The organism is uncultured Eubacterium sp., assembly GCF_937958975.1.
GTDB lineage: Bacteria > Bacillota > Clostridia > Lachnospirales > Lachnospiraceae > Eubacterium_G.
Genome location: NZ_CALGRE010000059.1, coordinates 1 through 13100, shown reverse-complemented (window position 1 = coordinate 13100; position 13100 = coordinate 1). Strand labels below are relative to the sequence as shown.

Annotated in this window: 7 protein-coding genes; all 7 read left to right on the top strand. The window is 37.6% G+C overall.

Annotated elements, in window-relative coordinates; all coding sequences use genetic code 11:
* Positions 1-16 precede the first annotated feature (16 nt).
* The 7 genes from Q5O86_RS10775 to Q5O86_RS10745 all read left to right on the top strand — a co-directional run bounded on the left by Q5O86_RS10775 (position 17) and on the right by Q5O86_RS10745 (position 11265).
* On the top strand, positions 17-1408 hold the full coding sequence (locus Q5O86_RS10775) for an MATE family efflux transporter (RefSeq protein WP_302627156.1): 1392 nt from the start codon (positions 17-19) through the stop codon (positions 1406-1408).
* A gap of 120 nt (positions 1409-1528) precedes the next feature.
* The gene (gene nrdD, locus Q5O86_RS10770) at positions 1529-3718 is read left to right on the top strand and encodes an anaerobic ribonucleoside-triphosphate reductase (RefSeq protein WP_302627155.1); all 2190 of its coding nucleotides are present in this window, start codon (positions 1529-1531) and stop codon (positions 3716-3718) included.
* Between the two features lie 107 nt (positions 3719-3825).
* The gene (locus Q5O86_RS10765) at positions 3826-4518 is read left to right on the top strand and encodes a DUF554 domain-containing protein (RefSeq protein WP_302627154.1); all 693 of its coding nucleotides are present in this window, start codon (positions 3826-3828) and stop codon (positions 4516-4518) included.
* 11 nt (positions 4519-4529) lie between these two features.
* Positions 4530-5210, top strand: coding sequence for a GTP pyrophosphokinase family protein (locus Q5O86_RS10760; protein WP_302627153.1), 681 nt, complete (start codon positions 4530-4532; stop codon positions 5208-5210).
* A gap of 19 nt (positions 5211-5229) precedes the next feature.
* Positions 5230-5565, top strand: a complete 336-nt coding sequence (locus Q5O86_RS10755) for a cupin domain-containing protein (RefSeq protein WP_302627152.1) — start codon at positions 5230-5232, stop codon at positions 5563-5565.
* A gap of 53 nt (positions 5566-5618) precedes the next feature.
* On the top strand, positions 5619-8261 hold the full coding sequence (locus Q5O86_RS10750) for a hypothetical protein (RefSeq protein ID WP_302627151.1): 2643 nt from the start codon (positions 5619-5621) through the stop codon (positions 8259-8261).
* A 76-nt stretch (positions 8262-8337) separates the two neighbouring features.
* Positions 8338-11265, top strand: coding sequence for a glycosyl hydrolase family 28-related protein (locus Q5O86_RS10745; RefSeq protein WP_302627150.1), 2928 nt, complete (start codon positions 8338-8340; stop codon positions 11263-11265).
* Positions 11266-13100 lie beyond the last annotated feature (1835 nt).

Below are 13100 nucleotides of genomic sequence, written 5' to 3'. Positions count from 1 at the left end.
ATGAGGATTAAGTAAAATGACAAAAACATATGAAGAAAGAACAGAAACAGAAAATCCGCTTGGAACACAACCTGTCGGAAAATTATTAAGAAAGTTTGCAGTGCCGAGTATTATATCTATGCTTGTTATGTCGCTGTATAATATTGTCGACCAGATATTTATAGGACAGACTGTAGGAGAATTGGGAAATGCGGCTACAAATGTTGCATTTCCACTCACTACATTATGCATAGCAACGGCATTGGCATTTGGTATCGGTGGAGCATCCGGTTTTAATTTGAACTTAGGTGCAGGAGAAAAGGAAAAGGCACCTTATTTTATTGGTAACAGCGCTATTATGATGGCAATTATCGGTGTTATTTTAGCTGTAATCAGCAGTGTTGCAATGAAGCCGCTGCTGCTATTTTTTGGCTCAACAGAGTCAATTCTTCCATATGCAATGGAATATACAAAATACATAGCAATAGGCTTTCCTTTTGCTATTGTATCGGCGGGCGGTTCTCATCTGGTAAGAGCAGATGGAAGTCCCAAATTTTCAATGGCATGCAACCTGGTTGGAGCGTTTGTCAATGTAATACTGGACTATTTGTTTGTCATGGTATTTGGTTGGGAAATGATGGGCGCTGCCATAGCTACAATTATTGGGCAATTTTTAGCCTGCCTTATGGTAATTTGGTATTTGCTTCATTTTAAGACAATAAAATTAAAAAAACAGCATTTTATACCACAGATAAAGGTAATTGCCAGAGCAGCACATCTCGGTATGGCGCAGTGTCTCAATCAGTTGGCGATTATGTTTGTACAGGTAGTAATGAATAAATCGTTGACATATTATGGTGCATTGAGTTCTTACGGTGCGGATATTCCATTGGCCTGTACCGGAATTGTTATGAAAGTAAATCAGGTTTATTTTTCTGTGTGCATTGGTGTGGCTCAGGGAATACAGCCGATTGCGAGCTTTAACAGAGGTGCAGGAAAGTTTGACAGAGTCAAAAAAACATATAAGCTGGCAGTAATATGCAATACTACAGTTTCTGTGATTGCATTTATCGTCTTTCAGCTTTTCCCAAGACAGATTATCAGTATATTTGGTTCGGGAAGTGCGGAATATTTTCAGTTTGCAGAAAATTTCTTTAGAATATTCTTGTTTATGACATTCTTAAATGGAATACAGCCGATTACGTCAACATTTTGTACGGTAATTGGGGAGCCGAATAAGGGAACCTTTTTGTCACTGACAAGACAGGTAATATGTTTTATACCACTCATGGTAGTTTTTCCTTTGGTTTTTCAGAAACTCGGGTTTTTGGGAATTGATGGAATCCTGTATGTGGCGCCGGTGTCGGATTTTCTTGCGGCAGTATTGTCCCTTATTGTAATTAGAGGTGTGTTTAAAAAACTAAAATAGAAAATATATTTTTCATAAATGTGGCATTTATCACTGTACAAAATAGAATATATTGTGTTATAATTCAAAAGGTTTAACAAGATATAGTGTTATCTACTTTGAACGGGAGAGGAAAAGGAAATGGATGTAAAAATAAGAAAAGTTATTAAACGAAATGGAGAAGAAGTTTCTTTTGATGTCAACAAAATTTTAAATGCAATAAGAAAAGCAAACAATGAAATCGCACCGATACATAAACTAAACGAATACCAGATTGCTGCTGTCGGAGAAATTATCGTAGACCAGATTGAAAAATCAAACCATGCTGTTGCCGTGGAAGATATTCAGGATATGGTTGAGCGTGGAATTATGGAAATGCGCGGCTATGAGGTTGCGCAGAAATATGTTAGATATAGATATACCAGAGAGCTTGCCCGTAAGGCAAATACTACAGATGATGGTATTTTATCTCTTTTGGAGCAGATTAATGAGGAAGTAAAGCAGGAAAATTCTAATAAAAACCCTACAATAAATTCTACACAGAGAGATTATATGGCAGGTGAAGTGAGCAAAGATTTAACAAAACGTATATTACTCCCGGAAGAAATTGTACAGGCTCATGAGCAGGGAATTATTCATTTTCATGATTCAGATTATTTTGCTCAGAAGGAGCACAACTGTGATTTGATTAATTTAGAAGACATGTTGCAGAATGGAACATGTATTTCAGAGACAAAAATTGATACACCACATAGCTTTTATACGGCGTGTAATGTAACCACACAGATTGTTGCACAGGTTGCAAGTAACCAATACGGTGGACAGTCGTTTTCGCTGGGACATTTAGCTCCGTTTGTACAGACCAGCAGAGAAAAAATTACAAAAGAGGTTTTAGCGGAGAAAGAGGAAATCGGTCTGGATTATTCAGAAGAGCAGATTTCAAAAATTGTTGAGAGAAGATTAAAAGACGAGATTAACAGGGGAATACAGACCATTCAGTATCAGCTGATTACCCTTATGACATGTAATGGTCAGGCGCCGTTTGTCACTATGTTTATGTATTTAGACGAAGTTCCGGAGGGACAGACGAGAGATGACCTTGCAACACTGATTGAAGAAGTTTTAAAACAGAGGATTCAGGGAGTAAAAAATGAAAAGGGTGTATGGATTACCCCTGCATTTCCAAAGATTATTTATGTATTGGACGAAGATAATGTTACTCCGGATTCCAAATACTGGCATCTTACACAGTTAGCTGCACAGTGTACATCTAAGAGAATGGTTCCGGATTATATATCTGCTAAGGTTATGAAAGAAATGAAGAATGGCAATGTATATACCTGTATGGGATGTCGTTCTTTCCTTACAGTAGAGGATAGCCAGAGAAATCCGGATGGCAGTAATAAATTTTATGGAAGATTTAATCAGGGCGTTGTGACAATAAATCTTGTGGATGTTGCATGTTCTTCCAATGGGGATATGGATTTATTCTGGAAGATTCTGGATGAGAGATTGGAACTGTGTCATAGGGCACTCAGATGCAGACACGAGAGACTTCTCGGAACACCGTCAGATGTTGCACCGATTTTATGGCAGAATGGAGCGCTCTCACGTTTGAAAAAGGGTGAGACAATAGATAAACTGCTTTTTGACGGATATTCTACGATTTCGCTTGGTTATGCAGGTCTTTATGAAATGTGTGTGAGAATGACCGGCAAATCACATACAGACCCTGAGGCAAAGCCATTTGCCTTAAAAGTTATGAAGCGGTTAAATGATAAGTGTGCAGAATGGAAGGCGGCAGAAAATATTAGTTATTCTGTATATGGAACCCCAATGGAGTCCACTACATATAAGTTTGCCAAATGTCTTCAGAAGAGATTTGGAGTTATAAAAGGAGTTACTGACAGAAATTACATTACGAACAGCTATCACGTTCACGTTACAGAGGAGATTGATGCTTTTAGCAAATTGAAATTTGAGTCAGAGTTTCAGAAATTGTCTCCGGGCGGTGCCATCAGTTATGTCGAGGTTCCAAATCTTCAGGATAATATCGAAGCAGTTATTGAGGTCATGAAATTTATTTATGATAATATTATGTATGCGGAATTGAATACAAAGTCTGACTATTGTGAGTGTTGCGGCTACAATGGTGAAATTCAGATTGTTTCTGACGAAGAGTCGGGAAAACTTCTATGGGAATGTCCAAGCTGTGGTAACAGAAATCAGGATAAGATGAGTGTGGCAAGAAGAACCTGCGGTTATATAGGAACACAATTTTGGAATCAGGGAAGAACACAGGAAATTAAGGACAGGGTACTTCATTTATAAAGTGGATAAAAATTGATTAAAAAGAAGCTGTTATGATAAACAGCTTCTTTTTTTATATTACATTTAATGTTATAATGAAAAATAAATTTGGTACGGAGATAAAGGAAATGATAGGAACAATTTTAAACACATGTACGATTCTTTTGGGTAGTATTGTGGGAAGTGTAATACACGAAGGATTGAAAGAAAAATATCAGACAGTTTTGTTTGATGCAATGGGATTTGCAGCATTTGGTATAGGAATAAATGCAATTTGTCAGAATATGCCAAAGAGCAATTATCCGGTTTTATTTATTGTAAGTCTGGCAGTGGGAGGTCTGATTGGAACAGCATTGAATCTTCAGGGAAGAGTGGACAGGCTGTCTGTGGGATATTCCCTAAAGGAAAAAGAAAATAGTCCTGTTCAAGGTGTGATTACCGGAGTATTGATTTTTTGTATCGGAACACTTTCGATTGTGGGACCAATCAATGCGGCGCTTACGGGTGACTACACATACCTGATTACAAATGCTACATTAGATTTTGTAACATCAGTAGTTCTCGCTTCTACATATGGATTGATTATCATGAGTGCGGCGCCGATATTATTTTGTTGGCAGGGAGCTATTTATTTAGTGGCATATTTGGCGGGTGATGTTATTTCAACAGATATGATTACAGAAATGTCTATTGTAGGAGGGTTTCTGATTGCAAGTACCGGTATGTCTATTCTAAAAATAAAAGATTTAAAAACCTTAAATTATATCCCTGCGTTGTTTGTCCCGATAGTCGTAGTGGCAATTTTGGCAATGCTTCAATAAAGGAGAATGATATGATAATAAAACAGTTAAGAAACTATTTGATGAGAGAAGTAACAAAGAGTCCGGTGATTGAAAAGTTTAAGGAGGGTCAGCTGCCGTATATGAAGCTGATGTCCTATTATAAATGTGCCATTATGGAGGTGGAGACAAAATTTAAAGTTTTGGATGAACAGTTCTCCTTAAGGTACGATGCAAATCCTATTGAAACAATAAAGACCCGATTGAAATCTCCGGAAAGTATTATGAGGAAAATGAAAAAGAAGGGGTTACCCTTTACAACGGATGCAATTGAGGAAAATATAACAGATATTGCGGGAATAAGAGTTATCTGTTCTTTTAAAAAGGATATTTATAAATTAGCAAAATGTCTATTGCAGCAGGATGACATCATATTGGTTGAGAAAAAGGATTATATAGAAAATCCAAAAGAAAGCGGTTATAGAAGCCTGCATTTAATTGTTGAGGTACCTATTTTTTTAGAGGATGAAAAAAGACCTATGAAGGTTGAGGTACAGCTTAGAACGATAGCAATGGATTTTTGGGCAAGTTTAGAACATAAATTACGATATAAAAAAGATATTGCTCCGGAATTATTAGAGCAGCTGGCAATAGATTTGACAGAATGCGCAGAAATAAGTGCGAGTCTTGATGATAAGATGGAAAATATCAAAAATCGATTAGAAAAGAGATAAAAGGAAGGAGGGTAAAGTAATGATTTTTGATTTTAATGAGATGGAAGAAACAGTGCTTCATCATTTTAATGGAGGAGAAAAAGACACAAAGGCGAAAATGTTTGTAGATGAGAATGTAAAAATTCTTTATGGAACATTAGTGCCGGGGGCATCTATTGGTCTTCACACGCATGAGAAAAATAGTGAGGAGGTTTACTGTGTTTCGGGGGAGGCAACAGTAACAATAGATGGGGAGACCGAAATTTTGAAACCCGGTATGTGCCATTATTGTCCGAAAGGGCATACTCATGGAATGAAAAATAACGGTACGGAGGACTTAATAATATTTGCAGTAGTACCTGTGCATGAGAGATAAGTAATATCCGCATAAAATCGGCTTGGCGGAAAATTTTTGGGAGGGATTGTAAAATGAATAAGGTTATGAACGCGAAAAACAGCATAGTTCGGGTGGTAGTGATTGCGTTAGTTATGTTATCTGTAATTATTGGAACATCGAATGTTATATTTGCAGAGAATAGTGAAAGTGAAACATTTGTGGAAATTAACGGTTTCCAAATGAGTGTGACGGTGGAAGGCTTTAGAACAGTATATTCTGTAAATAATCCGGGAGAAACTGTCGTAGAAAAAGGATTGATATATGGAATTACTTCAAATGTAAGGGACAGTGATATGACTGTCACAAGCAACAGTAAGTATGTAAAAAATTATAGCGCTACAGAGTTTGGAAAAAGCAGTAAGCTTTTTTCTGATTGTAAGACAGCTGAAAGCTATGTGATGACGATGCAGCTGATTAAGAGAACAGATTTTTATACAAACCCGATAAAGGTGAGAGCATACATAAAATTGGCAGATGGAAGTTGTATGTATAGCCGGATTATTGATACATCTATATATAAGATAGCAGACACGCTGTATCAGGAAACAAAAATGAACAATGCTTCCGGGCATGACTATTTATTTAATGAGATTTTAAGTAAGGTAAATCCTACTTACAAACCGGTGGATTATAATTGGGGACAAATTATTGTGAAACCGGACCAAACAACCGCAGCAGAGGAAGTCAGCACAGAAGAGGTAACTGAGAAAGAGGAAATTACCACAAAAAAGGAAGAGGTTACTACAGAGTTTGTCGTTCAGGTTCCGGATTCAGATAAGGCAGGTGGAGTACCGGTAAAGCCTACACTCAGTCATGACCAATGGGATACGGATGGTGATTACACGATAACATCCAATATGTGGTATGGAAATAATGCGACATATTATGTGTTATATGAGAAAAAGGGGAAGCTTGGTACATATAAGGCAGCTGCACAGGGAGCATTGAACGATGATACACCAAATGCTCAGACATTTTCTATTCATATTACAGGAAAGACGATTCCCGGAACATATTATTACTATGTTGATATATATAACAAATTTGGAAAGACAAGCAGTGATGAAATAAATTTAAATGTAGGCAGCAAAAACACGTCAAAGCTTATTTTGGAAAAAATAGATGATGATGAGTTAGCCAACCAATATATTATGTCTCAGGGAACAGATATATTTGAAATTGATTACAGTGAGACGGAAAATCCTGAGTTTTCTGTTATTTCCAGTAATAAATCTTCAGTAAAAGCAAGTATTGTTGATGGAAACAAGCTAAAACTAGAGGCATCTTGTGGAGGAAGAAGTGGAATTAAATTAATAGAAAATAAAACAGGTGAAGTCAGATATTTTGGTGTCAGGGTAAGAGAGAAAAATGGTTCCCTTGCTGCGATGCCTTCGTATCTGGCGGTTGGACAGGTTTCAGAAGATTCTGACGGAGACTTGAAGTTTTGGAAGTCCACTGCAAATGATGATACAAACAAACGAATGGATGTGAGATATATTTATATCAATGGAGGACCAATAAGCGGCTGGCAGTCATGGAGTGGGGACGAGCCGGAAAAACGTGTAAAATCTTTTATAACGGAGAGTCTAAAGCTCGGCATCGTACCATATTTTGTATATTATAATATACCGGATGATGCAGAAAGTTATGATGTAGATATGAAGCATGTGAATGATAAAACATATATGGAAGCATATTATAAAGATTTATTATTTTTCCTTGAAACTTGCGATAAATATGATTGTGGAGAGAACGTAGGAATCATTCTTGAGCCGGATTTTCTTGGATACATGATGCAAAATTCGGGAACAACGCCGGACAGGATAGCAGCTGTGGGCGTGGAAACAGTATATACTTCGGGAATTTTGAAAAAAGGAGTTGATCCGGATTTCCCAAATACGGTAAAAGGACTTGTTGAGTCTGTGAACTATATTATTAGCACAAAATATCCAAACGCACATTTTGGGTGGCAGTTTAATACATGGAGTTATAGCAATGGAGTGCCGTCGGCAGGTTTAATGCATGCCACAGAGACAATGGGATTTGACAGAGGAAGAGATTTTATTAAAAATGCGGCAAGAGAGACTGCTAATTATTATATGCAGGCAGGTATTTTAGCGTATGGTGCAGATTTTATTTCTATAGATAAATATGGTTTAGACGGGGCACATGAAGCAGGTGCTGCGGAAAATCCGGCAGGTTCAAAATGGTTATGGAACAGTGATTTGTGGAATAACTATCTGTATTATACAAAGAGTCTACATGAGACAACGGGATTTCCTGTGACATTGTGGCAGATACCGGTAGGGCATCTCAATCATTCACTGGCAACGAATCCATATACAGGTGGTTTGTTTACGGATTTGACAAATAAAGAACAAAATTATGAGGACTCAGCACCTACATATTTCTTTGGCGATACATTTACTCCGGGAACACCTGAGAGAATGCGCTATTTTTCTACGAATTTGTGGAATGACAGTAAGGTTTCGGTTAACGGAGATACGATTACATATGAATCTCATATGAAGGAGACTGAGGATGCCGGAGTCACCTGTATTTTGTTTGGAGCGGGTGTAGGTTCCAGTACAGATGCAGTGGGAACTCCGCCGGGAGATGACTATTGGTGGATTACGAAAGCACAGAGATACTATAATTCACTGAGTAATAAATAATTGAAATAGTTTTAAATTGCGTATCGATTGTTCATTTGATAAAATCGATTCATAACATATATAAAGGGGTATATGCATGAACGGAGTATCATTTTATAAAGAAAAGATGACTGATGAAAATGCGGTCTATTTTACGGAAGAGTTTTTTGACATCAGCAGTGACGGCACTAGAGATGTCAGTGAGGAGTTGCAGAGAGCCATCTATTCTGTTGTCAAACAGGACGGATATGGTGTTCTTTTCGTACCTGAAGGAAAATACTTGTTGAGCAGAACCATTTATATGCCAAAGGCGGTTAGGATGATTGGGTATGGGAAAAACAGACCTGAATTTATCTTAAAGGATAATGCAGAGGGATTTGATATAGAACATCCGGAACAGAAAGGTGGCTTTCAATATCTTTTCTGGTTTGTGAATATGATGCAGGAGGATGAGACAAAAATCCAAGATGCAAATCCGGGTACATTTTATAGTGCAATATCTAATATTAATGTCAGCTTAGGAAAAGGAAATCCATATGCTGTTGCCTTTCGTACACATTATGCACAGCATTGTTTTATCAACCATATCGATATCCATGTAGCATCAGGAATGGCTGGAATTTATGATGTAGGAAATGAAATGGAAGATGTGTATATTAATGGTGGCAGGTATGGAATTATTACGACAAAATGTTCTCCGGGATGGCCTTTTGTTATGGTAGATACCAGATTTTATGGACAGGCAGTTGCTGCGATTAAGACGAGAGAGGCAGGATTAAATATTATCAGAACCCACAGTGTTAACACGTCAAAATTTATTGATGTGGAAGAGGGGTATTTTGAGAAATTAGTTATAGAAGACAGTATTTTTGATGATATGAACTGCTTTCTTCACATTGCGCAGGAAAACAATACTCTGACACAGATTAATATAAGAAACTGTCAGTTGAAATCGGTAGAAAATATTGTGCAATATAAAGATACCGGAAGGAAAATTGTAAATGAAGACTATCAGTGTTTTTTGAAAAAGTATGTTCATGGAATCGTTGCAAGTGATGCGGCGCCGGATAAACAGTTTCATGATGAGATATATCGTTATAGTAAGGAAATTGATTATTCTGTTTTGAAGACAGATTTGCCAAAGCTGCCATCTATGGAGTCATGGAAGAATGCGAAGGAAGCAGGGCTTAAAGGTGATGGAAAAAGCGATGATACAGAGGCATTAAGGCAGGCGATAGAGCAATATGAGACGATATATTTTCCGCAGGGAGAGTATGTTTTTTCGGGGCAGATTCAGTTGAAAGAGAATACTGCATTAATTGGTATGAATCCCGTTTCAACACAGTTAATATTAAAAGAAAACTCAGAAAAATTCACAGGCTTTGGAAAAGTGACTCCTTTTATTGACAGTTCTAATGGAAAAAATATTCTGTTTGGACTCGGAATTAATACCGGAGGAAGAAATCCGAGAGCCTGTGGAGTCAGATGGAGAGCAAAAAATAATGCTTACATCAATGATGTGAAGTTCTTTGGTGGGCACGGAAACCTTATAAAAGGCACCGGAGAATTTGAGATGCCCTATGATGCGGGGAGAACACGAGACGCAAAATTAGAACGAATATGGGATTATCAATATCCAAGTTTGATGATATGTGATGGAGGGGGTGGCATATTTAAGGATATCTGGTCTGCCAGTCCATATGCAAGCGCAGGTGTTCAGATTCAAAATACAAAAACGCCATCCAAAATATATTGTTTATCTCTTGAGCATCATGTCCGGTGCGAGCTGAGAATGATTCAGGCGGAAAATATTACAATATACGGATTTCAGAGTGAAGAAGAGAAAGCGGAGGGAGAGTTTGCCATCCCAATTGAATTACACAATTGTAAAAATATTACATTTGCATCCACATACTGCTTTCGAACTGTTTTTGTGCAGAAACCGTTTCCATATTGTGTAAAAACATGGAATTGTAAAAATATAAAATTTTTAAACGTACATAATTATTCTCAGATGAAATATACCATTGACAATTTCCTTCTGGATGTAAATACCGGTGTGGAAGTCAGACCGTGGCAGGCGGCAATCATTGCAGTGACAGGGAGAGAAGAAGCAAGAAAAGTAAAAAATCAAAAGGCGGTTGTGGAGTTTGCATTGGATAGCAAAAATAAGTACAACAGTGAACTTTTATATAATGGCTTTCGATTTGCTGACGGCGGATGCTGTGATGGAAGAGGAAATTTCTATTTTCTAGACAGCATGGACAAGAAAATATATAGAATAGACGGAAAGACTCTGGAGATGTCTATGTATTTTGAATCTCCGTATAAAATAAATTCAATAGGGTTTGATACAAGAGATAATATCGTAGTAATAGGAGAGTATGCGATTCCGAAAGATGCCACATTAAACGGCAGACCGAACATCAACCGGTTACCGCCGGATTCTTATGGCACATCATACGGATTTTGGTACAATTCTCAGGCACAGATTGTTGCATTTTCAGTTAACGATAAGAAAGAAATTGTTAAGCTGCACAAAATCAACATTGGTGATTTAGAACCCAATAGAGTATTATATCCGGGAAACCGTTGGCGCGACAGCACAGATTTTGATGAAGTTGTGCAGTACAATCCGGGAAAGGCATTTCTTGCATTAGATGGAACAACCATTATCCCATGTCACTATGATTTGATACGGGCAAATAATCTGTCCCGTTCAAGACCGGGAAGGAAATTATATTCTATTGATGAATTATATAAGAGAGTTTGGCAGTGCGATATTACAAAAGAAGGACTTTTGACAAATCCTGTTCCTATTATAGAGGAGGGGGATTATAAAGTGAGAAAGTTCAATGATAAAATTTATGTCGGAGATGACAACATAAAAGTTTATGAAAATAAAAAGTTAGTAGATGTTATTAAGTTGGATGAGAGACCTACCACATTTGATTTCGGTGGAGAAAAAAGAAAAACGCTATTTGTCACCGGAAGACATGGGGTGTACATTGTAAAAGAAGAATAATTGTTTTTTGAGATAGGAGTTTATATGAAAAAATATTTAGTGGTTACAATGATTTTCGTTATGGCAGTTTTTGCAATCGGCTGTAATAAAAATTCCGGTACAGAGAAAAATGTGGAGACAACGACAGAAGAAATGACAACAGAAATAAAAAATAATATTCAATATGAAAGTAATGGTGAGATTGTAAAAGATTCTTCGATATTTGGAAAGAATGTATTTGTATTTTCACCGGAGGATAATATTGACGATATTCAAAATAAGGCAGATGAAGTATTTGAAAAACAGGAGCAGAACCAGTTTGGAGATGAGAGATATGCTTTATTGTTTATGCCAGGGACTTATGATACTTCTTTAGAAGTAAAGGTGGGATATTATACACAGGTTTTAGGACTTGGAATTATGCCTACAGAGACAAATATTAATAAACTGTGGGTAGATGCAGAATGGATGGCACATAATGCTACATGTAATTTCTGGAGAGGTGCAGAGAATTTTAGCATCAATGAATATTGTATGTGGGCAAACTCGCAGGCAGTGTCACTCAGAAGAGTATACTCAAAAGACGGAATTGTTTTAAGTGATGGAGAAGGCTGGTCCAGCGGTGGATTTATGGCTGACTGCAAGTTTGATGGGCTCGTATCTTCCGGTTCCCAACAACAGTATCTGTGCAGAAATAATGAGTGGGGATACTGGGAAGGCGGCGTGTGGAATATGGTGTTTACCGGTGTGAGAACCTCTATAATTCCAAAAGGAATGTGGCCTTATGTTCCATATACCAGAGTGGAAAAAACACCAAAGATTCAGGAAAAGCCATATGTATGTTATGACGAGAATAATGGATTTGGCGTGATGGTTCCGGCACAGAGAACTAATTGTGATGGAACTTCGTGGGAGAATGGAGTCAATGGAACCTTTTATAGTTTAAATACATTTTATGTTGCCCAAGCGGAAAAGGATAATGCGGATACGATAAATCAGGCATTAAAGGATGGAAAAAATATTCTTCTCACCCCGGGAATTTATAAATTAGATAAGTCTTTGAAAGTGACAAGAGAAAACACGATTATTTATGGAATGGGATTGGCGACACTAGAGGCTGTAAATGGAAACGCATGTATGGAGACATCAGATGTATCCGGAATCAAGGTGAGTGGAATCCTTTTAGATGCGGGAGAAAAGAAGTCAGAGACACTTCTGAGTGTGGGAGATAAAAAGACAAATGTTTCTCATGAAGATAATCCGATATGCTTTAGCGATGTATATTTTAGAGTCGGCGGCGGTAAGTATGCAGGAAAAGTAGGCAACTGTGTGACGATTCATAGCAATGACGTGATTGGAGATAATTTCTGGGTATGGAGAGCAGACCATAGCACTAATGTGGGCTGGGATGTGAACACAGCTCCAAACGGTATTGTTGTTAATGGAGATAATGTGACAATGTATGGTCTGTTCGTAGAGCATTTTCAGGAATATCAGACAATCTGGAATGGAAATGGAGGAAAGTTATATTTCTATCAGAGTGAGATGCCATATGATGCACCAAAACAGAATAAATATATGAGCCACAACGGTAAAGTAAAAGGATATGCATCCTTAAAGATAGGGGACAAAGCAGAGAATTTTGAGGGATACGGCATAGGTATTTACTGTTATAACAGGGATGCTGATATAGAAATATTCAGTGGTGCAGAAATACCGGACAAGAAAGGCATAGCACTTCACAATGTGGTGACAGTAAAATTAAATGGACATGGTCAGATTACTCATGTAATTAATGGTCAGGGTGATGCGGTTAGATCGGAAGAGCGTCGTGTAGGGAAAGAGTGTAGATCTCG

Excerpts from the sequence above, each read along its gene's own strand:
- Q5O86_RS10775 (WP_302627156.1), top strand. The coding sequence starts at position 17 with ATGACAAAAACATATGAAGAAAGAACAGAAACAGAAAATCCGCTTGGA.
- nrdD (WP_302627155.1), top strand. The coding sequence starts at position 1,529 with ATGGATGTAAAAATAAGAAAAGTTATTAAACGAAATGGAGAAGAAGTT.
- Q5O86_RS10765 (WP_302627154.1), top strand. The coding sequence starts at position 3,826 with ATGATAGGAACAATTTTAAACACATGTACGATTCTTTTGGGTAGTATT.
- Q5O86_RS10760 (WP_302627153.1), top strand. The coding sequence starts at position 4,530 with ATGATAATAAAACAGTTAAGAAACTATTTGATGAGAGAAGTAACAAAG.
- Q5O86_RS10755 (WP_302627152.1), top strand. The coding sequence starts at position 5,230 with ATGATTTTTGATTTTAATGAGATGGAAGAAACAGTGCTTCATCATTTT.
- Q5O86_RS10750 (WP_302627151.1), top strand. The coding sequence starts at position 5,619 with ATGAATAAGGTTATGAACGCGAAAAACAGCATAGTTCGGGTGGTAGTG.
- Q5O86_RS10745 (WP_302627150.1), top strand. The coding sequence starts at position 8,338 with ATGAACGGAGTATCATTTTATAAAGAAAAGATGACTGATGAAAATGCG.